Genomic DNA, 20469 nt, shown 5'->3' on the forward strand with positions numbered 1-20469 from the left:
CATTCCGCAGCCTTAATTTGTGGTTGATAAATAGAGCAGTAGATGAAGAAGCAGCGTGCCTTCCTGAAATGGGCAGGTGGAAAATACGGACTTGTCGAAGATATCCAGCGTCACTTGCCTGAGGCACGTAAGTTGGTGGAACCGTTCGTAGGTGCTGGCTCTGTTTTTCTCAATACTGATTATGACCAATATCTGCTTGCTGATATTAATCCAGATTTGATCAACCTCTACAATCTCCTTAAAGAAAACCCGCAAGAGTACATTCTTGAGGCAAAGCGTTGGTTCTGCCCTGAGAATAATCGCAAAGAAGCCTACCTCGATATTCGTAGTCAATTCAACGCCACAGACGATGTGATGTATCGTTCTTTGGCTTTTCTGTACATGAACCGTTTTGGTTTTAACGGCTTGTGTCGTTACAACAAAAAAGGCGGCTTTAATGTCCCGTTTGGCTCATATAAGAAGCCTTATTTTCCAGAAGCTGAGTTAGAGTTCTTTGCTGAAAAGGCGAAGAAAGCGACGTTTGTTTGTGAGGGGTACCACGATACCTTTAAACGCGCGCGCAAGGGCTCTGTGGTCTACTGTGATCCTCCTTATGCCCCGCTTTCTACGACGGCTAATTTTACGTCTTACGCGGGGAATGGCTTTACCTTGGATGACCAAGCGGCTTTAGCGGATGTGGCTGAAAGAGCGGCGCTTGAACGTGGGATTCCGGTGCTTATCTCCAACCATGATACGACTTTGACACGCCGTTTATACCACGGTGCACAATTGAATGTAGTTAAAGTTAAGCGCACGATAAGCCGTAATGGGGCGGGTCGCAACAAGGTTGATGAACTTCTTGCCTTATTCCAACCAGTTGAAGGCAAATAATCACATTTCATTAAGCTTTCCTATCTTCTGGCCTATAGCTTAGGTAGAATTGCGCGCAAAGATTCTTCAGTGTGCAATGATGCCCAATTATTACTAGAGGTCAGGTATGAAAGATTTCCTTATCGCTCCATCGATTTTGTCTGCCGATATGGCTCGTCTTGGTGAAGACGTAGAGAAAGTACTCGCAGCCGGAGCAGACGTGGTTCACTTTGACGTAATGGATAACCACTACGTACCTAACCTAACCTTCGGTGCACCTATCTGTCAGGCACTGCGTGACTACGGTATTACTGCACCCATTGATGTACACCTAATGGTGAAGCCAGTGGATCGCATTATTCCTGACTTCGCTAAAGCAGGGGCGTCTATGATCACTTTCCATATTGAAGCCTCTGAGCACGTTGATCGCACACTTCAGCTTATCAAAGAGCATGGTTGTAAAGCGGGTGTGGTTCTCAACCCAGCAACACCGCTGTCTCACCTTGAGTACATCATCGACAAAGTAGATATGATTCTATTGATGTCAGTGAACCCTGGCTTTGGTGGTCAATCTTTCATTCCTAAAACACTCGATAAGCTACGCGCAGTTCGCCAAATGATTGATGAATCTGGTCGTGATATTCGTTTGGAAATTGATGGTGGTGTGAAGGTTGAAAACATCAAAGAGATCGCAGAAGCGGGCGCGGATATGTTCGTTGCAGGTTCGGCTATCTTCAACCAGCCAGACTACAAACAAGTGATCGATGAGATGCGCGCCGAACTGGCGAAGGTTAACTAATTCCATGAGCAACATTAAGTTAATTGCATTCGATTTAGACGGTACGCTACTTGATAGCGTGCCTGATTTGGCGGTGGCTGCTGACCAAGCGGTACAAGCATTAGGTTACCCTGCGGTGACAGAAGAACAAGTGCGTGACTATGTTGGTAACGGCGCTGATGTTCTTATTGGTCGTTCGTTGAGTCGCAGCCTAACAGTTGCACCAGATTTAGACCCAGAACTGCATGCCAAAGCGCGCGTTCTGTTTGATGACTATTATGAGCAAAGCGGACACAAGCTCAGCCACCTCTATCCAGCCGTAAAGGAAACCTTGGCAGAGCTGCACGAAGCGGGCTTTACCATGGCGCTAGTGACCAACAAGCCATCGAAGTTTGTCCCTGAGGTTCTGGCGAAGCACGGCATTGATAAGTACTTTGTTGATGTGATCGGTGGCGATACGTTCCCAGAGAAAAAACCTAACCCAATGGCACTAAATTGGCTGCTTGAGAAACATGGCTGTCAGCCACAAGAAATGTTAATGGTGGGTGATTCAAGTAACGATATCAAAGCAGCGAAAAACGCAGGATGCCATTCGTTTGGTTTGACGTATGGGTATAACCACGGTGAGCCTATTTCTGTCTCTCAACCGGATTATGTCGCAGATACCATCGCAGATTTAGCAGAACTCTTAACGGTTTCAGCTTAATAGCGACAAAAGATCTTTTAAAATACTTGTTAATGAGTACACTGAGTAAACCGTGTGGAGAGAAACCACACGGTTTTTTCATTATTTAGCATAAGAAGTCAAAGGAATTATTCCCATGAGCAAACCCATCGTATTGAGTGGTGTTCAACCATCAGGTGAACTAAGTATCGGTAACTACTTGGGTGCTCTACGTCAATGGCAGCAGATGCAAGATGATTACGATTGCCAATACTGTGTTGTCGACCTTCACGCAATTACGGTTCGCCAAGATCCTAAAGCGTTGCACGAAGCGACTCTAGACGCACTAGCAATCTGTCTTGCAGTTGGTGTTGATCCGCAAAAGAGCACGCTATTTGTTCAGTCACATGTACCAGAGCATGCTCAACTTGGTTGGCTTCTTAACTGTTACACCCAGATGGGTGAACTGGGCCGAATGACTCAGTTTAAAGATAAGTCTGCACGTTACTCGAAAGACTCTTCTAGCCAGTTTGGTGATGTAAACGTAGGCCTGTTTGATTATCCAGTTCTAATGGCTGCAGATATCCTGCTTTACGGTGCACATCAAGTGCCAGTAGGTAGTGACCAGAAGCAGCACCTTGAATTAGCACGTGATATCGCTAACCGCTTCAACAACATCTACTCGCCAGAGCAGCCTATCTTCCAAGTGCCAGAGCCGTATATTCCAACCGTGAATGCACGTGTAATGAGCTTGCAAGATGCGACTAAGAAGATGTCTAAGTCGGACGATAACCGTAAGAACGTGATCACCTTGCTTGAAGAGCCAAAATCAATCATCAAGAAGATCAACAAAGCTCAGACTGATGCAGAAACGCCACCACGCATTGCTCACGACTGGGACAACAAAGCGGGGATCTCTAATCTAATGGGTCTGTACTCAGCAGCAACCGGCATGAGCTTTGAAGAGATCGAAGCTAAGTACCAAGGTGTTGAGATGTACGGTCCATTTAAGAAAGATGTCGGTGAAGCGCTTGTTGCTATGCTTGAGCCGATTCAAGCAGAATACCACCGTATTCGCGCCGATCGTGCTTATATGGATCAGGTGATGAAACAGGGCGCTGAAAAAGCCTCTGCACGTGCTGCGGAGACACTGAAGAAAGCGTATGAAGCAGTAGGTTTCGTTGCGCGCCCATAGGCAGACGTCGACACTCGATAAACATAAAAACGGACTCATATGAGTCCGTTTTTTCGTATTCAGATACTTTTTATTGAGCGCCTTCAAACCCCATTTGTCGCCATGCTTCAAAGGCAATAATCGCGACGGCGTTTGAAAGGTTTAAACTTCTTGCATCAGGCATCATAGGAATGCGAATACGTTGCTCCATCGGCATGCTTTCAATCAGTTCTGCTGGTAGGCCGCGGGTCTCTGGACCAAATAACAGGACATCACCTTGTTGGAAGTTAGCGTCGACATGATGACCGGTTGTTTTCGTCGTGCAGGCGAAAATTCGATAGTTTTCGCGTTCCTTTTCTAAATACTCAATAAAGGCTTGGTAGTCTTTATGGCGAGTGACACGAGCTAAGTCGTGATAATCTAATCCAGCTCGACGAACTTTCTTTTCCTCTAGATCAAAACCAAGTGGCTCGATAAGGTGAAGGTTGGCACCGCAGTTGGCACATAAGCGAATAATGTTGCCAGTATTAGGGGCAATTTCTGGTTCGTAGAGGGCAATATCAAACATGACTAACTCTTAACGCTGATTGTTCAAAGGCTAGAAAGTATAAGGCGGTCATGGACAACCGCCAAGTGAGAGGTAGGAAGTTTTTACAACTTAGCGACCTTGGGCTAATGCCGCGGCGTAGTTTTCACTCACCGTATTCCAGTCAACAACATTCCACCATGCTTCGATGTAATCAGGACGGCGGTTTTGGTAACTGATGTAGTAAGCGTGCTCCCAAACGTCTAGAGCGAGAATAGGTTCACCTTGTACACCGGCGACATCCATTAATGGGTTGTCTTGGTTGCTGGTGGAAGCGATTTTTAGTTCGCCATTGTTAACCACGAGCCACGCAAAACCAGAGCCAAAGGTATTGATCGCTGCGTCAGTAAACAATTGTTGGAATTCATCGAAGCTGCCAAATGTGTTGATGATGGCCTCGTTAAGATCGCCGCTTGGAGCGCCTCCACCATTGGGAGACATACAGTTCCAGTACAGCACATGGTTGTAGTAACCTCCGCCATTGTTGCGTATTGCTGGAGAGTGTTGAGAGATGTTGGCAAAGATCTCAGTCAGTTGAGTATTTTCAAGCTCAGAGCCTTTTATCGCAGCAATAAACTTGTCGAAATAGGTGCGGTGGTGCTTGCTGTAATGCACTTCCATCGTCTTCGCATCAATGTAAGGCTCTAGAGCATCGTAAGCGTAAGGCAAGTCTGGGAAAGTATGTGACATGGTAAATCCTCCTTAATAGAAGGATTTACTTTAAATGATAATGAGATCTATTATCAACTATCTATTTGTAGGGTTATTTATCGGTACCAAAAGGTAAAGTAATCTCAACCCTTAAGCCACCAAGCTCGCTACGCTTTGCCAATATGGTTCCGCTATGTTGACGAATGGCACTCTCGGTGATGGTTAACCCTAACCCCGTGCCTCCGCTATGCCTATCCCGTGCCGTCGAGACTCGGTAAAACGGCCGGAAAATCGCTTCCATTTCATGCTCAGGAACCCCTTCACCATTGTCTTCGACGGTAATCAAAACGTCTTGGTTCGACTCATTGAACCTGACATCAATCTGATCTTTGCCATAGTAAATGGCATTACGGACAATGTTATCTAGCGCGCTCATTAGCAGTTTAGGGTTACCGGAGATTAGGCGATCAGGGATGTCATTGAACGACAAAGTTTTATTCATCTGCTCAGCTTCAAACTGGGCGTCTGATAGAATCGCTTCCCATAGGCTCGCCATCGGTTGTTCTTCTCGCGTTAAATGGCTATCGACTTGCATGCGTGACAGTTCCAATAGCTCACCAATCATCTGCTCTAAGCGCTGTGCTTCGGTGTCAATTCGGGTTAGCTCAGGGCTCTCCCCTTGTTTTCGCGTTGCTAATGCATTTGCCATTCTCAATCGTGTCAATGGTGATCGAAGTTCATGCGAAATATCAGACAGTAAGCGCTGTTGACCTGAAATCATTTGATTCACGGCTTCAACCATTTGGTTAAAGCTAGCCCCAGCTTGGCGAAATTCGCTGGTACCTTTCTCTAAGCTAGGGTCAACGACAAATTCACCTTTAGCGACGCGTTTTGCAGCACGTTCCAAACGTCTTGCGGGTTGGCTTAGTGCCCATGCTAGCCACAATAGCAGTGGCGTACTGACGACCATGACAGCCAATAGCAATTGGAAAGGCCTATCAAACATCCGCAGTAAAAATGGTGGTGGTTGGTTCCACTTTACACCGACGTACAGCAACAGATCCTGTTTGGCTAAAGTGACGGGTAAAGGCCCTGCAACCATGTAGTGTCCGTACAGTTTTTGTTGTGGTTTTCCGGGTACTTCGACGCTGGTAATGAAGTTTTGCAGCGCGCGATATTTGTAGTTCTTTCTATCTTGGGTGGTCAAAATGTTGCCTTCTAGATCCGTGACGAAAAAACGTGGTCGAGGATCTTTAGGCGAACGCTTTGGTCCCTCCAACTTGAATAACACTTTAGCCAAGTTGTCACTGTTGGCAAATCGCTTCTCTAAGCTGTGAGTGATGTCGATCAGCCTATCAAAGTGATCGCTGGGAATATCGCGCGCTTTACGAGGATCAAGGTGTGGTAGAGACAGCACCGCAACCAGCACCAAAAACATGGTGAACCAAAAAATTGCAAAGATACGCCCGTATAAACTGGTGATTTTGGGTAGGCGCATTAGTCCTCCTCAACCAATAGGTAGCCACGTCCGCGTAAGGTTTTGATGCGTGATTTACCATCCGCGCGCTCCGGCAGTTTTTTGCGTAGGTTAGATACATGCATATCGATAGCGCGGTCAAAGGCGGCAAGGCGTTTACCTAATACATCTAAACTCAGCGCCTCTTTGGTCAGTGTTTCTCCAGGGTTTTGAACGAAATGAGTTAATAATGCGAACTCAGTTGTCGTTAAGTCGAGCTGCTTACCTTGGCAGAAGGCTTCCTGTTTGCCTGGGTAGACTTGAATATCTTGGTATTCGATGCAATCTGATGATTTGCTCGCTTTGTTCGATGATGAGGTTTGCGTTCGACGTAATATTGCTCGGATACGGGCGAGTAGCTCTCTGTCACTAAAAGGTTTAGGTAGGTAATCATCGGCCCCTAATTCTAAGCCAATAACACGATCGATCTCTTCGCCTTTGGCCGTCAGCATCAATACGGGGGTTTGCCAGTTTTCGCGCAAGCGCTTGAGTGTTTCCATACCATTTAATTTCGGCATCATGACATCAAGTAGAATGAGATCGATGCCATCGGTTAATAACGCAAGTCCTTCTTCGCCATTGTTAGCCTCAGATACATCAAAGCCCTCGAACGAGAGCACTTCCTTGAGCAGGCTAGTCAATTCGGTGTCGTCATCAATCAATAGGATATGTGGCATAACAAAGTCTCTAAGCAATTTGGTTACTGTTATATTACTGCTAATCGCACAAGAGATTTAGCCGTAATAATGCTCTTTACGATTCTTTACGCTCTCTAGACGTTGCTTTACGCAGCAAGTCGTATTCTACACTCAAGCGCTGCAGAGGTAGGCAGCACAAACTAACAACAAACGTGAAAGGTACGATTATGAAAATGGCAAAAAAACTCGTAATAGCAGCAGTCGTTCTCCCTCTAACTTTAGGTACTGCAAGTGCCTTTGCATTTGGTGGTAAAGATCATAAGAAAGGCAGCCACGGAGAGTGTGGTGGTGGTTTCAGCCCGAAAATGATGCGTAAGTTAGACTTAACGGATGCTCAGAAAGAGCAACTCAAAGAGTTGCGTGAAGCGGGTAAAACCGAGATGAAGGCTAACTTTAAAGCTAACTTCGAAGCTCGTCATGCGGAAATGCAAGCGCAGCATGCAAAAGTACAAGAACTGGTGCTCGCGGATAACTTTGATCAAGCGGCGGCCAACGAACTAGCGAAAGCAATGGTCGACAAGCAAACTGAGCGTAAAGTGAAAATGCTTGAGAAGCAGCATCAAATGCTCAGTATCCTAACCCCAGAGCAGAAAGCGAAGTTTGTCGAGTTGCAAAAAGAGCGCGCGGATAAGTGTGCAGATAAAATGCAAAAGCGTCTTGCTGATAAGTAACACATTCTGATGATAAAAAAGCGGCCACTGGTCGCTTTTTTTATGCCATTTTTATTCAACAATTGGCGGGTTATACTTAAGGCATGTTTGTTTATTGATCAATTACCTATGAAACAAGAGTATGCACGCCTAGTGACGATGGCGGCTTGGATGGCAACCATAGTTGCAACCCTGTTATTAGTGGTGAAGATCGGTGCATGGTGGATAACGGGCTCAGTCAGCCTGTTGGCTTCGCTGATTGATTCGATGTTGGATATTGCGGCCTCGCTGGTTAACTTAGTGGTGGTGCGCTATTCACTACAGCCAGCAGATAGAGAGCATACCTTTGGTCATGGTAAAGCCGAATCATTAGCCGCTCTGGCCCAAGCGATGTTCATTTCTGGCTCAGCGGTATTTTTGATTTTAAATGGTGTTGAGCGCTTCTTTCGCCCCCATGAATTGCAGTCGCCTGAGTATGGCGTGTATGTAAGCTTGTTCGCGATTTTTGTTACCTTTGCACTGGTCCGTTTTCAGCAGCATGTTGTTAAGAAAACAGGCAGTCAGGCCATTGCTGCTGATTCGCTTCACTACCAATCCGATTTGTATATGAACGCGGCGATTATGCTGGCATTAGCGTTGAGCTGGTTTGGTGTCACCCAAGCTGACGCCGTTTTTGCAGTCGGTATTGGGGTATACATTCTGTATAGCGCATTTAAAATGGTGCGGGAGGCGATTCAAACCTTACTGGATCGCAAGCTGCCTGATAGTGAACTGGAGCAGATCAGGCAGCAGTGTCTCTCGGTAGATGGGGTATTGGGGGTACATCAATTGCGTACCCGCATGTCTGGGCCAACCCGATTTATTCAACTTCACTTAGAGCTTGAAGATCAATTGGTGTTGATTGAAGCGCATCGAATCTCTGATGAAGTGGAGGATAAACTGCTTGCTCTGTTCCCAGGTTCCGATGTATTGATCCATCAAGATCCTTATTCTGTAGTATTGGGCGCAGAAAAAGAACAAAAGTCGCAAGGTTGGTAAAACCGTATAGGGCGACAAAGTGCCACTTATTGACTATCTTTTCAGCGGGCTCACTATTAACTGTGATCCTGATGTGTATCAATTAAGTGAAACAGCAAAGCTGTAATACTCTTACATAAGTAGAAAAGTTACATAATTTCGTGCAAATAAAAGTAGTATTCCTAGTTAGGAAAGGTAACATATTGCACAGTTAAAGGAATTCTGTCAGACGTTTATTGAAAGCGGCTGACGTAAAAATTGAAATAAGATTCCCAAAAATCGAGGGTGAGCATGATTAAGAAGATCGGTGTCTTGACAAGTGGCGGTGACGCACCTGGTATGAACGCAGCAGTTCGTGGCGTGGTTCGCACAGCTCTTTCTGAAGGTTTAGAAGTATACGGCGTTTACGATGGCTACTTAGGCCTGTACGAAGACCGTATCGAGAAACTGGATCGTTCAAGTGTTTCTGACGTGATCAACAAGGGTGGTACTTTCTTAGGATCAGCACGTTTCCCTGAGTTCAAAGAAGTTGAAGTACGCCAAAAAGCGATCGAAAACCTACAAAAGCACGGCATTGAAGCTTTGGTTGTTGTGGGTGGCGACGGCTCTTACATGGGTGCGAAGAAGCTGACTGAAATGGGCTACCCGTGTATCGGTCTACCAGGTACGATCGACAACGATATTGCGGGTACGGATTACACCATTGGTTACCTAACTGCGCTTAATACCGTTATTGATGCGATTGACCGCCTACGTGATACTTCTTCATCTCACCAACGTATTTCTATTGTTGAGATCATGGGCCGTCACTGTGGCGACCTAACTCTAATGTCTGCGATTGCGGGTGGCTGCGAGTACATCATCACTCCAGAAACGGGTCTGGATAAAGAGAAGCTAATCAACAACATCCAAGATGGCATTAAGAAAGGTAAGAAGCACGCGATCATTGCACTTACTGAGCTTATGATGGATGCGAATGAGTTGGCAAAAGAGATTGAAACTGCGACAGGTCGTGAAACGCGCGCGACAGTACTTGGCCACATTCAACGTGGCGGCCGTCCAACTGCGTTCGACCGTGTATTGGCCTCTCGCATGGGTAACTTCGCTGTTCACCTATTGATGGATGGCCACGGTGGTCGTTGTGTTGGTATCCAAAAAGAGCAACTGGTTCACCATGACATCATTGATGCGATCGAGAACATGAAGCGCCCAGTACGTGAAGACCTATTTAAGGTTGCAGAAGAGTTGTTCTAAAGCGATTGCTATACGAATCAATCAATTAAAAGCCAGTGGGAAACCACTGGCTTTTTTCGTTGATGTGCTGATTGTCTTTATCCGTTAACCAGCATAGTCGACAGTACGTAACCAACTGTTGTTGCAGTGATCACGCCGATAAAGCCGGGTAATAGGAAGCTGTGGTTGAGTACGTATTTACCTATTTGAGTGGTGCCCGAGCGGTCAAAGGTAATTGCAGCAAGGTCACTAGGGTAAAACGGGAAGAAGAAGTACGCGTAACACGCCGGTAGCACACCGATAAGAACGGGGGCTGGAATACCCATTGCAAAACCAAGCGGTAGCATGATCGTCAGGACAGCCGCTTGGCTTTTGAGGAACACGGACACCACGAACATCGCAATAGCAAAAGTCCACGGGTGAGCAGCAACGATGTCACTCACTAGGCTGATCAAGTAAGGCTTGTGGAAACCGATAATGGTGTCACTCATCCACGCGATACCGAAGATAATGATCACCGCGGTCATACCTGCAATAAACACGTTGCTGTGGACAATCTTCTTCGGTTCCACCTTCGTGGTCAGCAAGATCAATGCACCGACTGAAAGCATCAAGAATTGAATCGCGACGGACATCTTCACACCTTGCGGAAGCAGCCCTAGATCTTTACCAAACATGGCGACGAAAATCACGGTTGCGATACCTGCTAGGAAAATCCCTAAACCACGCTTTGCCACTTTTTGACTGGCGGGTTGGTCTTCATCTTGTTGAACTTCATCGATTAATTGCGCTTTAAACTCAGGATCTTGGCAGCGTTCGATAAATGCTTGGTCTTGATCAAGCTCTTTACCGCGTCTTAGGCTCCATAAGCAGCCAACAAGCACACCAATCAGAGTTGCCGGAATGGTAACTAATAGGACGTTAACCAAACTGATATCGAGGTGATTGTCCGCCGCTGTTGCCATGACAACGGCCGCTGCCGCCGCAATTGGACTAGCAGTAATGCCCATCTGTGATGCGACCGTAGACATGGCCATGGGTCTTTCTGGACGAATGCCCTTCTTGTATGCGACATCATAGATCACAGGTAAGAGTGGGTAGACAGAGTGACCGGTTCCGACTAAGACAGTGAGTGAATAAGTACACAGCGGGCCAAGAAAAACAATTTGGCTTGGGTGCTTACGCAACAAACGCTCGGCAAACTTAACCAGTAGTTTCAGTCCGCCGGTCGCTTCCAGGGTTGCTGAAGCGGCAACAACCGCAAGAATAATCAGCATTACGCTAATGGGAGGTGAACCGGGAGCGACACCAAATACAAACGCTAAAACGGAGACCCCAAGGCCGCCGAGTAAACCAAATGCGATGCCTCCATGGCGAATACCAATGAATATCACCGTTAGAAGCAGCAGCATATGCACGTAAAACATAATTAAACCCTACAGTGTGAAAATGTTAGGGTTATCCTACCCAAAAGTGGTAGTTGGAAACGTGAGGTTTTGTGCTTATCTTAATGCTCTAATTCGTTTTTAGACGCTTCTTTGTTTTCTATCAAATCGCGGCACGGTAGTGAAAACTCATGTTAAATTCGCCATGTAGATCATGGTTTTGTGCGTGGCACCTTCCGACTCTGAAATTTCTGATGCACACCGCGGCGCAGGGCTTTCACTCTATTTTCGGCTTTGTCGACCCCAAGCAACACTGATAAAACCAATACAGTGATCACCACTGATTGTTGTAAGTACCCTAAGCCGATCATCATGCCGAGTGCCGCCAATACCCAAATTACTGCCGCAGAAGTTACGCCGTGGATCTTGCCATCTAAGGTCATCATCACGCCAGCACCAAGAAAACCGACCCCAGTAATTATTTGGCCGAGAACGCGCGCTTGGTCTAAGGTATTCGGAGACAGGGAAACGGCCATCGACATGAAGAAATAGGTGCCGGAAATCACCAGGATTGAGGTTCGGATGCCAACGGGTTTACCACGAGTTTGGCGTTCGACACCGACCAGAGCGCCGTTTACAGCGCAGCACAATAACGCTGCCCAACTAAAAGGCCCTAAGTCGAAGAGTTGTTCAATAGATGGTTGCATTTTGACCTCCAAAGCGACGGAGTATGCACACTATAGACCGGCTTATCGAACAAAAGATTTTTATCTAGATGACAAATTGTTGCCAGCCATACATACGTTTATTCCAAGTGAAGATCTAAAGGTGTTTTACTGCTTCGGCCACCGATCTCCCTAGTCAAGGTGGGAACTAAGTATCCGGACACTCGTTCGAGTAAGCCTGCCATGATCCGTTTTGCCTCATGATCTGAAATGTAGAAGTGCGCGGCACCTTGTACTTTGTCCAATACATGGATGTAGTAGGGAAGAATATTGGCATCAAATAGGGCTTCACTTAACGCAACTTGAGCTTCAATACTGTCGTTTACCCCTTTGAGCATGACCCCTTGATTCAATAGCGTTATGCCTGCGAGTTTTAAGCGTGCGGTCGCGAGACGCAGCTCATGATTGATCTCTTGGGCATGGTTGACGTGAGTGACCATCACAACTTGTAAGCGCGTGGTGGAAAAAATCTCCAGCAGTTCGTCAGTAATACGCGCTGGGATCACAACCGGTAAGCGAGAGTGGATCCTAATCCTCTTGATGTGTTTGATGTCAGCAATACGCTCTACTAACCAACGCAGCTCGTCGTCTTTGGCCATTAATGGGTCGCCCCCAGAAAGGATGACTTCATTGATCTCTGGTTGCTGTTGAACATAGTCTAGGCTCTGTTGCCAAACGGCTTTACTGCCTTTGTTTTCTTGGTATGGGAAATGACGTCGAAAACAATAGCGGCAGTTGATCGCACAGCCACCTTTAACGATCATCAAAGCCCGATTGCGGTACTTATGCAGCAATCCAGGGATAGCATTGTCTTGTTCAAGCAAGGGGTCGTTGGAATAGCCCTGCTTAACGTCGAACTCTTCTGATAGGGGCAATACTTGCCGTAAGAGCGGATCAAAAGGATTGCCTTTTTCCATTCTATCGACAAAACTTTGCGGCACACGCTGAGCAAAAAGCTGTCTGGCTTCGAATCCTTGCTGCCAAGGAGTAGGATCGATTTCAAGCTGTTCGAGCAATTTTGCAGGATCAGAGATCCCATTCGCTAGCTGTTGGAGCCAGTTTTGCTCAACAGATACGGCTTTTCGGGTTATGATATGCGGCATTGAATTTAGCTCTAAGAATGTAAAGAGGAAAAAATGGCTACTGTTAGCACCAATGAATTTAAAGGCGGTCTAAAACTCATGCTTGATAACGAGCCTTGCGTTATCCTGGAAAACGAATACGTTAAACCAGGTAAAGGCCAAGCGTTCAACCGCGTGAAAATTCGTAAACTTCTTTCTGGTAAAGTGCTAGAGAAAACCTTCAAGTCTGGTGAAACGTGTGAAGTCGCAGACGTGATGGATATCGACCTAGATTATCTATATAACGACGGCGAATTCTACCACTTTATGAACAACGAAACGTTTGAGCAAATCGCTGCAGACGTAAAAGCAGTAGGTGACAACGCGAAGTGGTTGGTAGAAAACAACACATGTATGCTTACACTTTGGAACGGTAACCCAATCGTTGTAACTCCACCAAACTTTGTTGAGCTTGAAGTGACGGATACCGATCCTGGTCTGAAAGGCGATACTCAAGGTACTGGCGGTAAACCAGCAACTCTTTCTACTGGTGCTGTGGTACGTGTACCTTTGTTCATCGCAATTGGTGAAGTGATCAAGGTGGATACCCGTACTGGCGAATACGTAGGCCGCGTTAAGTAAGCCGAGTTCGTCAAGATTCTGAAAAAGGTCACTTCGGTGGCCTTTTTTGTTTTTCAGCTTAGCGCTTGATGTGCCACAATCTTTGTCACACAGTTTGTGACTACACTAATACTCATGAAACAGTCTTTACGTATTTGGCTTGATGCCGCTCGTCCTAAAACCTTGCCTTTGGCATTGGTGTCTATCCTTACCGGTAGTGTGCTGGCGTATTCTACTCATCAGTTCTCTTTGCCAGTGGCGTTATTGGCATTTCTCACGGCAACACTTCTGCAAATTTTGTCCAATTTAGCTAACGACTACGGTGATGCAGTCAAAGGCACTGATAATGATCAACGCCTTGGGCCTATGCGGGCGATTCAATCCGGTGATGTTAGTCTGAAAGATATGAAGTCAGCGATCATCATAAACATCGCTCTAACCATTGCCTCTGGTTTGGTATTGGTTATTTACGCCTTAGATAGCCTTCAGAGCATTCTGGCGTTTATCGGGTTAGGGGTGCTGGCTATCGTTGCTGCCATCGCTTATACCGTTGGTAATAAACCTTATGGCTATGTTGGGCTTGGCGACATATCCGTGTTTATCTTCTTTGGTCTACTGGGTGTCGCGGGGACTTACTTTCTTCATACTGGCATTGTTGTCTCGTCACTCATTTTACCAGCAGTCGGGTGTGGCTTGCTGGCGGTGGCAGTTCTCAACATTAACAATATGCGCGACATCGAAAACGATGAGGAGTGTGGTAAGCGCACTGTCGCGGTGAGATTGGGTCAACAAAAAGCAAAGCAATACCACTCTTTGTTACTGGGTGGCGGTTTGCTCGCCTTTATCGTTTATCTATTGCTACAACCTAGTCCGATATGGACTTGCCTACCTTTTTTACTCAGCGCGCTCGTTGTATACAAGCATGGAAGGGCCGTGTGGCTGGCAGACCAACCAGCCCAAATTGCGCCTATGATGCCAATCGTAGTTAAGTGCTCATTGGTGACTAACTTATTGTTTGCAGGGGCTGTCATTGCGCAAACTCTGGTCAGTTAAGTGATGCTTGTCATTGCAATGACTTAATGTCCCTATATACTCGAGGGAGAAGACAAACGGTATGGGAAGGAACACGATGGAATACAATACCTCTGCCTTATGTGACATTTACTTAGAACAAGTCGATGTTGTAGAGCCGATGTTCAGTAACTTTGGTGGTAGCGCCTCGTTTGCGGGTCAAATTACTACAGTAAAATGCTTCGAAGATAATGGCCTGATCCGTGAGATCTTAGATCAAGATGGTTTAGGGCGTGTACTTCTTATTGATGGTGGTGGATCGTTGCGTCGTGCTTTGATTGACGCTGAGCTTGCTGCCATTGCCGAAGAAAACGAGTGGGAAGGTATTGTAGTCTACGGGTGTGTTCGTGAAGTGGATGAGCTGGAAGATATGAGCATTGGTATTCAGGCCATTGCTTCAATCCCAGTTGGTGCGACTGCGCAGAATGTTGGTGAAATCGATGTTCCGGTTAACTTTGGTGGCGTGACCTTTTTACCTGAAGACTACCTCTACGCTGATAATACAGGCGTAATATTATCCCAAGAGCCGTTAGACGTAGAGTTGGAAATAGACGATGACGATGATGTTATTGTGACCGATTAATCCCTCAAACACCGGCTACCATGCCGGTGTTTTTGTGTTCTTTAAGCGAGAACAGGGGTCACTGCTCTGTTAGGTACTGTTTTCGCAATCGCAATGCATAAAGGTAGCCTAAGCTGCCTCCAATGATATTCCCCAGTGCAATGCCGATAAACAGCCCTTCAATATCAAAGAGTCGACTCCCCAGCCAAGCGCAAGGTAAGGTAAAAGCGAATAAGCGCATAAAGCTCCACTGAAAGGCTTTTATTGGTTGATGCAGAGCGTTAAGTCCAGATACCAAAATCATAATGATGCCTTGAAAGCCGTAGCTAAATGGCACGACTAACAGGTAATGCCAGAGTAAATCTTTGACGACTTGCTCCTGAGAGAACAACGCGGCTAGTGGGATACTAAGCGGAACCATCATGATAAAGATGGCAAGTTGAAATACGATAGAGAATCGCATGCTGAGGAACAGCCCGGCAAAGCTACGCTGAGGGTTGTTCGCTCCCATATTTTGGGCAATAAACGGTGTTAAGGCCGAAGTTAGCGACATTAACACCAAAATCAAAATCGATTCCACGCGTTGAGCTGCGCCATATGCTGCGACCGCTGCTGTACCATGGCTGGAAAGCATCATCATTAGAATCGCCCCGGAAATAGGCGTCATTGCATTTGATAATGCCGCAGGGGTACCAATCTTTAAGATTAAACGCCAGTCACTGATTAGTTTGCTAGGGTAAGGCAAAGCAAGCAGTTTTTCTCGTTTGATCAAAACAAACAAAGATCCGCATAATGCGCCAAACCAGCTAAAAGCACTTGCGATTGCTGCGCCTTGAATGCCTAGCTCTGGGAAAGGCCCCAAACCGAATATCAGCAGTGGATCGAGTAGGCCATTGATAAAGCCTGCCAGCATCATGATTTTAGCGGGTGTTTTGGTATCTCCAGTGGCGCGAATCGCACTATTGCCCGCCATTGGGATTACAAGGAGAGGTATGGTCCAGTACCAAATCCACATGTATTCATAAATGAGAGGCAGCAACTCGGGCGTTGCGCCAAGACGAAGAAAAAGCGGCTCTATCGTAACTAGGCCTACGGCACAGGTAAGCGCAACCAAACTGACCGCTAAAATGATGCCATGACTCGAGCAACGTGCGGCTTCTTGAGGCTGTCCCTGACCTAACAAGCGGCCTATATTGGTCGAAAGCCCCATTCCTATTCCCATGGTTATACAGTTCACAGCAAACGTAACAGGAAAGGTATAGCTAACAGCCGCAAGGGCTTCGGTACCAAGCAGGGAAATAAAGAAGGTATCCACGAGGTTAAACATCAATATTGCGATCAATCCGAAGGTCATCGGAATGGTCATTTGGCGTAATACATCGGGAATAGGGCCAGTTAAAAGGCCGTGTTTATCCTGCATTGGCAATGAGAGTTCGAGAAGAAGAAAAGCGTAGCATACTTGATCTGAATGGATACGACCAATTCGTCGCCATAAAAAAAGGTCAGCATATGCTGACCTTTCAAAGATTTATTCGTTAGGAATATCTTACGCTTTAGCTGCTGCCGCTGCTTTAGCAATTGCTGCAAAGCTTTTCGCGTCTAGAGAAGCACCGCCAACTAGAGCACCATCGATGTCTGGTTGTGAGAAGTAAGCTTCTGCGTTTTCTGGCTTAACAGAACCACCGTATTGGATGATTACTTGCTCAGCAACTGCTGCGTCTTTTTCAGCGATTAGAGCGCGGATAGAAGCGTGGATGCGTTGTGCATCTTCAGCTGTTGCCGCTTTACCAGTACCGATAGCCCAGATTGGTTCGTAAGCGATGATCGCACCGTTAAGAGCTTCAACACCGTAAGCGTCGATTACTGCATTGATTTGGCGCGCACATACTGCTTCAGTTTCACCCGCTTCGTTTTGCGCTTCAGATTCACCGATACAGAAAACTGGCTTAAGGCCGTTCTCTTTTAGGAAGTTGAACTTCTTCGCGATGAACTCGTCAGATTCGTTGTGGTATTCACGACGCTCTGAGTGACCGATGATGATGTGAGTAGCACCAAAGTCTTTTAGCATCTCTGGAGACATGTCGCCAGTGAATGCACCGCTGTTGTTTAGGTCAGTGTTTTGTGCACCAAGGATGATCTTGTTACCGCCTTCAGCGATTACACGCTCAGCTAGATCAATGTATAGAGCTGGTGGAGCTACTGCTACGTCTACACCTTCAACGCCTTCAAGTTCAGCGTTAAGACCAGTTAGCAGCTCTTTTACCATTGCTTTGCTGCCGTTAAGTTTCCAGTTACCCATCACTACAGGACGACGCATAGGAATATCTCCGTATTTAATCAATTAATGTAAAAAATCTTCGTAGGAATATAACAGAATAAATTCACCAGATCATGACTAGTATCATGTCTTAACCGAATCTCACCCAATGGTTGGAGCTGTGAGTGCACAGAATTGAGTTCGCTGTGACTTACTAGAGTGATCCAATAAACAGAATAGGCTTGTGTGACTGCAAAATCTGCACAGAAATTGTTAATAGTGACTGAGTTATAGATCATGATGATGAAACTCTCTTACATTTGAGGACTACTATGCCAAACCTAGTAATGGAATACTCCAATTCAGTTGATGAGCGTGTTAATGTGCAAGGGCTGCTAGAAGACTTACACAAAGTGGCGTTGCAAAGCGGCCTATTTGATGTGGGTTCGGTAAAGTCTCGAGCATTGCGTTGTCATCATTGGCTGGTTGGTGATGAAGGAGACAGTGTGGATTTCATTCACATTAGCTTCGAGTTACTGGATGGGCGCACCGCTGAGCAAAAATGTGAACTATCTCGCCAACTGATGACGGTACTGCAAGAGCAAGCGAGTCATGTCCGCAGTTTAACGGTGAATATGCGCGACATGGATAAGGAGAGCTTTCAGAAGGTCATCAACTAGTTTTTCATTTCGTTGTATTTTTTAGGTAATCTGATGTCGATTAAAGAGCTGTTGTTTTCATTTCAAGGCAGGATAGGGCGCAAGGTCTATTGGACTTGGAATGTGATTTATTACTTAGCGATAGTAGGTTTTGGGATCGGGATGAATGCCTTGTTCCCTGCATTTGCTCACTTGATTCTACCCGTCTTTTTGATTCTGGTACTCGTGCCAGATTTAGCCATTACGGCCAAGCGCTGGCACGACCGAGGGAAATCAAGTTGGTGGCTGTTGCTGAACATACCTTTGGTTATCGGTCGTATGACGATGCCAATGGGGGATCCTAGTCAGAGTGTCGAACCGAGCATGCTACAAGCATTCAGTTCCGTTGCCGCGCTAATCTGTGGCCTGTGGATTTTGATCGAATGTGGTTTCCTCAGAGGTACTGAGGGTGAAAACCGTTATGGACCCGAGCCCAAGTAAGGGTTTAACAGTGAATGAAAAGGGTTGGCGTAATTTGCCAACCCTTTTGCTTTTGACTACTTACGCAAGAACACTTCTTCCACAAGGTGGTTTTGACCTTTCTTTAAGATCAATTGGGCTCGGCCTTTGGTTGGTAATATATTCGCATCAAGGTTTACACCATTGATGGTTTGCCAAATCTCCCGAGCTTTAGTGATCGCATCTTGTTGATTCAGTTTTGTGTAATGGCTGAAGTACGATCCGGGTTTAGTAAAAGCACCCTGGCGGAACTTTAAAAAACGCTCCACATACCAGTTTTCAATTACCTCCGATTCTGCATCAACATAAATAGAAAAATCCAAGAAATCGGACACAAATACACGGTGCGGGTCATGTGGATAATCCATACCGCTCTGGAGTACATTCAATCCTTCAATGATCAACACGTCAGGCCGGTCAACGACTTTGACTTCCTCGGTAATGTCGTAAGTAATGTGCGAATAAACGGGTACTTCTAGGTTGGGTTTCGCTGCCTTAACGTCGGAGACAAATTCAACCAGACGTTTAATGTCGTAAGACTCGGGAAAGCCTTTGCGATGCATGATACCTCGCTCATTAAGCACTTTCTTCGGGTAAAGGAAACCGTCGGTGGTGACCAGCTCAACTTTAGGGTGTTTGTCCCAACGTGATAGCAGTGCTTTAAGCAGTCGAGCGGTGGTACTTTTACCAACTGCAACACTGCCTGCAATACCGATGATAAATGGCGGCGTGGACTCTTGGTTACTAAGAAAGTTGTTTAGAACCGTGTTACGACTTTGACGCGCAGAGATATAGAGATTAAGCAGACGAGCTAACGGCAGATAGATCTCAACGGCTTCTTCCATGGTCAAACTCTCGTTGACACCCTGTAGCTCAATCAGATCTTCTTCGGACAACGTCATAGGCACAGAATTACGCAATTCTGACCATTGTTGGCGATTAAAAGAGAGATAAGGTGTCATAGTCTTCCTAACCAAAGTTCGCGATAGAGCAAGGAAAATACAACAACGAGCGTTGAAAGCAAATGACAACGCCAACATTAAGTCGGTTTTAACGGTTGTTTTGTGTGTTTTTTCAGCAAATAAGCGGAAAGTAACTAAAATCTCGTTTTTTTTTAAATTTGCTATTGCAAGGTACGCAATCCTTCAATAGAATGCGCTCCACTTATGCCGACTTAGCTCAGTAGGTAGAGCAACTGACTTGTAATCAGTAGGTCACCAGTTCGATTCCGGTAGTCGGCACCATTTCTCCTTTATGAGTGAAATGGATGAAAAATTTGGAGGGGTTCCCGAGTGGCCAAAGGGATCAGACTGTAAATCTGCTGGCACTGCCTTCGATGGTTCGAATCCGTCCCCCTCCACCATATTCTTTAGGAAATAGCTCACAGAGTTACGTGTTGCGGGCATCGTATAATGGCTATTACCTCAGCCTTCCAAGCTGATGATGCGGGTTCGATTCCCGCTGCCCGCTCCACTCTATTTTGAGTGCTGATATAGCTCAGGTGGTAGAGCGCATCCTTGGTAAGGATGAGGTCGGCAGTTCGAGTCTGCCTATCAGCACCAGCTCTCAAGCAACTTTTCCTTTTGATACTTTCTTGTTACTAAACTACGTTTAGTGATTGAGAGTAAAATTAATACCAAAACTTTTGGTTGCGTGGTCATCAAAGCCACCTAAATCCGTACCTAGAGGGACACCCCATGTCTAAAGAAAAATTTGAACGTACGAAACCGCACGTAAACGTTGGTACTATCGGCCACGTTGACCACGGTAAAACAACTCTAACTGCTGCAATCTGTACTACTCTTTCAAAAGTA

At 46.1% G+C, this 20469-nt stretch carries 23 protein-coding genes and 4 tRNA genes; 17 read left to right on the plus strand and 10 right to left on the minus strand.

The annotated features are described in order from the left end of the window. Window positions 1–42 precede the first annotated feature (42 nt). The 4 genes from RH45_RS12735 to trpS all read left to right on the plus strand — a co-directional run bounded on the left by RH45_RS12735 (window position 43) and on the right by trpS (window position 3486). Window positions 43–870, plus strand: coding sequence for a Dam family site-specific DNA-(adenine-N6)-methyltransferase (locus RH45_RS12735; RefSeq protein WP_008077770.1), 828 nt, complete (start codon window positions 43–45; stop codon window positions 868–870). Window positions 871–976: 106 nt separating this feature from the next. Continuing rightward, the gene (gene rpe / locus RH45_RS12740; protein WP_008077772.1) at window positions 977–1648 is read left to right on the plus strand and encodes a ribulose-phosphate 3-epimerase; all 672 of its coding nucleotides are present in this window, start codon (window positions 977–979) and stop codon (window positions 1646–1648) included. Between the two features lie 4 nt (window positions 1649–1652). After that, window positions 1653–2333, plus strand: a complete 681-nt coding sequence (locus RH45_RS12745) for a phosphoglycolate phosphatase (protein ID WP_008077774.1) — start codon at window positions 1653–1655, stop codon at window positions 2331–2333. Between the two features lie 115 nt (window positions 2334–2448). After that, window positions 2449–3486, plus strand: coding sequence for a tryptophan--tRNA ligase (gene trpS, locus RH45_RS12750; RefSeq protein WP_008077776.1), 1038 nt, complete (start codon window positions 2449–2451; stop codon window positions 3484–3486). Between the two features lie 70 nt (window positions 3487–3556). On the opposite strand, the gene trmL is transcribed toward trpS, so the two are convergent. The 4 genes from trmL to RH45_RS12770 all read right to left on the minus strand — a co-directional run bounded on the left by trmL (window position 3557) and on the right by RH45_RS12770 (window position 6895). Continuing rightward, complete coding sequence (trmL, locus tag RH45_RS12755; RefSeq protein ID WP_008077778.1) at window positions 3557–4033, minus strand: tRNA (uridine(34)/cytosine(34)/5-carboxymethylaminomethyluridine(34)-2'-O)-methyltransferase TrmL; 477 nt, start codon at window positions 4031–4033, stop codon at window positions 3557–3559. Between the two features lie 90 nt (window positions 4034–4123). Further along, window positions 4124–4741, minus strand: coding sequence for a superoxide dismutase (locus RH45_RS12760; RefSeq protein ID WP_008077779.1), 618 nt, complete (start codon window positions 4739–4741; stop codon window positions 4124–4126). Window positions 4742–4814: 73 nt separating this feature from the next. Next, on the minus strand, window positions 4815–6200 hold the full coding sequence (cpxA, locus tag RH45_RS12765) for an envelope stress sensor histidine kinase CpxA (RefSeq protein WP_008077780.1): 1386 nt from the start codon (window positions 6198–6200) through the stop codon (window positions 4815–4817). Then, window positions 6200–6895 carry a response regulator gene (locus RH45_RS12770; protein WP_008077781.1) on the minus strand — a complete coding sequence of 232 codons (696 nt, stop codon included), beginning with the start codon at window positions 6893–6895 and terminating at the stop codon, window positions 6200–6202. The genes cpxA and RH45_RS12770 overlap by 1 nt, the downstream gene beginning before the upstream one ends. Before the next feature lie 188 nt (window positions 6896–7083). On the opposite strand from RH45_RS12770, the gene RH45_RS12775 reads away from it, so the two are divergent. The 3 genes from RH45_RS12775 (at window position 7084) to pfkA (ending at window position 9837) form a co-directional block, all read left to right on the plus strand. Beyond that, a complete protein-coding gene (locus RH45_RS12775) occupies window positions 7084–7587 on the plus strand; it encodes a CpxP family protein (RefSeq protein WP_008077783.1) in 504 nt (167 codons plus the stop codon). A 108-nt stretch (window positions 7588–7695) separates the two neighbouring features. Further along, entirely contained in the window at window positions 7696–8604 is a 909-nt protein-coding gene (gene fieF, locus RH45_RS12780; protein ID WP_008077786.1) for a CDF family cation-efflux transporter FieF, read from the plus strand. 270 nt (window positions 8605–8874) lie between these two features. Further along, complete coding sequence (gene pfkA, locus RH45_RS12785; protein WP_008077787.1) at window positions 8875–9837, plus strand: 6-phosphofructokinase; 963 nt, start codon at window positions 8875–8877, stop codon at window positions 9835–9837. Between the two features lie 77 nt (window positions 9838–9914). On the opposite strand, the gene RH45_RS12790 is transcribed toward pfkA, so the two are convergent. The 3 genes from RH45_RS12790 to epmB all read right to left on the minus strand — a co-directional run bounded on the left by RH45_RS12790 (window position 9915) and on the right by epmB (window position 13029). Further along, the gene (locus tag RH45_RS12790) at window positions 9915–11243 is read right to left on the minus strand and encodes an anaerobic C4-dicarboxylate transporter (RefSeq protein ID WP_008077788.1); all 1329 of its coding nucleotides are present in this window, start codon (window positions 11241–11243) and stop codon (window positions 9915–9917) included. A 170-nt stretch (window positions 11244–11413) separates the two neighbouring features. Then, window positions 11414–11908 carry an MgtC/SapB family protein gene (locus tag RH45_RS12795; RefSeq protein WP_008077789.1) on the minus strand — a complete coding sequence of 165 codons (495 nt, stop codon included), beginning with the start codon at window positions 11906–11908 and terminating at the stop codon, window positions 11414–11416. 98 nt (window positions 11909–12006) lie between these two features. Beyond that, window positions 12007–13029: an EF-P beta-lysylation protein EpmB gene (epmB, locus tag RH45_RS12800; RefSeq protein WP_008077790.1), complete on the minus strand. Its 1023-nt coding sequence runs from the start codon at window positions 13027–13029 to the stop codon at window positions 12007–12009. Between the two features lie 33 nt (window positions 13030–13062). Between epmB and efp the strand changes: the two genes are divergently transcribed. From efp to rraA, 3 genes are all read left to right on the plus strand, one after another. Beyond that, entirely contained in the window at window positions 13063–13629 is a 567-nt protein-coding gene (efp, locus tag RH45_RS12805) for an elongation factor P (protein ID WP_008077791.1), read from the plus strand. A 114-nt stretch (window positions 13630–13743) separates the two neighbouring features. Then, the gene (locus tag RH45_RS12810; RefSeq protein ID WP_008077792.1) at window positions 13744–14661 is read left to right on the plus strand and encodes a 1,4-dihydroxy-2-naphthoate polyprenyltransferase; all 918 of its coding nucleotides are present in this window, start codon (window positions 13744–13746) and stop codon (window positions 14659–14661) included. 76 nt (window positions 14662–14737) lie between these two features. Beyond that, on the plus strand, window positions 14738–15262 hold the full coding sequence (gene rraA, locus RH45_RS12815) for a ribonuclease E activity regulator RraA (protein ID WP_008077793.1): 525 nt from the start codon (window positions 14738–14740) through the stop codon (window positions 15260–15262). 58 nt (window positions 15263–15320) lie between these two features. Here the strand turns inward: rraA and RH45_RS12820 are convergent, their stop codons facing one another. Continuing rightward, a complete protein-coding gene (locus tag RH45_RS12820) occupies window positions 15321–16661 on the minus strand; it encodes an MATE family efflux transporter (protein WP_071986178.1) in 1341 nt (446 codons plus the stop codon). A gap of 126 nt (window positions 16662–16787) precedes the next feature. Continuing rightward, a complete protein-coding gene (gene tpiA, locus RH45_RS12825; protein WP_008077796.1) occupies window positions 16788–17558 on the minus strand; it encodes a triose-phosphate isomerase in 771 nt (256 codons plus the stop codon). A gap of 272 nt (window positions 17559–17830) precedes the next feature. On the opposite strand from tpiA, the gene RH45_RS12830 reads away from it, so the two are divergent. Together RH45_RS12830 and RH45_RS12835 are read left to right on the plus strand one after the other, a co-directional pair. Continuing rightward, window positions 17831–18178 carry a 5-carboxymethyl-2-hydroxymuconate Delta-isomerase gene (locus tag RH45_RS12830; protein ID WP_008077799.1) on the plus strand — a complete coding sequence of 116 codons (348 nt, stop codon included), beginning with the start codon at window positions 17831–17833 and terminating at the stop codon, window positions 18176–18178. Window positions 18179–18211: 33 nt separating this feature from the next. After that, the gene (locus tag RH45_RS12835) at window positions 18212–18637 is read left to right on the plus strand and encodes a DUF805 domain-containing protein (RefSeq protein ID WP_008077800.1); all 426 of its coding nucleotides are present in this window, start codon (window positions 18212–18214) and stop codon (window positions 18635–18637) included. A 56-nt stretch (window positions 18638–18693) separates the two neighbouring features. Here the strand turns inward: RH45_RS12835 and coaA are convergent, their stop codons facing one another. Beyond that, complete coding sequence (gene coaA, locus RH45_RS12840) at window positions 18694–19617, minus strand: type I pantothenate kinase (RefSeq protein WP_008077802.1); 924 nt, start codon at window positions 19615–19617, stop codon at window positions 18694–18696. A 206-nt stretch (window positions 19618–19823) separates the two neighbouring features. Between coaA and RH45_RS12845 the strand changes: the two genes are divergently transcribed. The 5 genes from RH45_RS12845 to RH45_RS22935 all read left to right on the plus strand — a co-directional run. Further along, a tRNA-Thr gene (locus tag RH45_RS12845) sits at window positions 19824–19899 on the plus strand. Between the two features lie 34 nt (window positions 19900–19933). Continuing rightward, window positions 19934–20018 (plus strand) — tRNA-Tyr (locus tag RH45_RS12850). Window positions 20019–20053: 35 nt separating this feature from the next. After that, window positions 20054–20128, plus strand: a tRNA-Gly gene (locus RH45_RS12855). Window positions 20129–20141: 13 nt separating this feature from the next. Then, window positions 20142–20217: transfer RNA gene (locus RH45_RS12860), tRNA-Thr, on the plus strand. 135 nt (window positions 20218–20352) lie between these two features. Further along, the coding region (locus tag RH45_RS22935; RefSeq protein ID WP_004743179.1) for a GTP-binding protein at window positions 20353–20469 on the plus strand (117 nt) is incomplete at its 3' end.

This window comes from Vibrio sinaloensis DSM 21326, assembly GCF_000189275.1.
Classification (GTDB): Bacteria; Pseudomonadota; Gammaproteobacteria; order Enterobacterales; family Vibrionaceae; genus Vibrio; species Vibrio sinaloensis.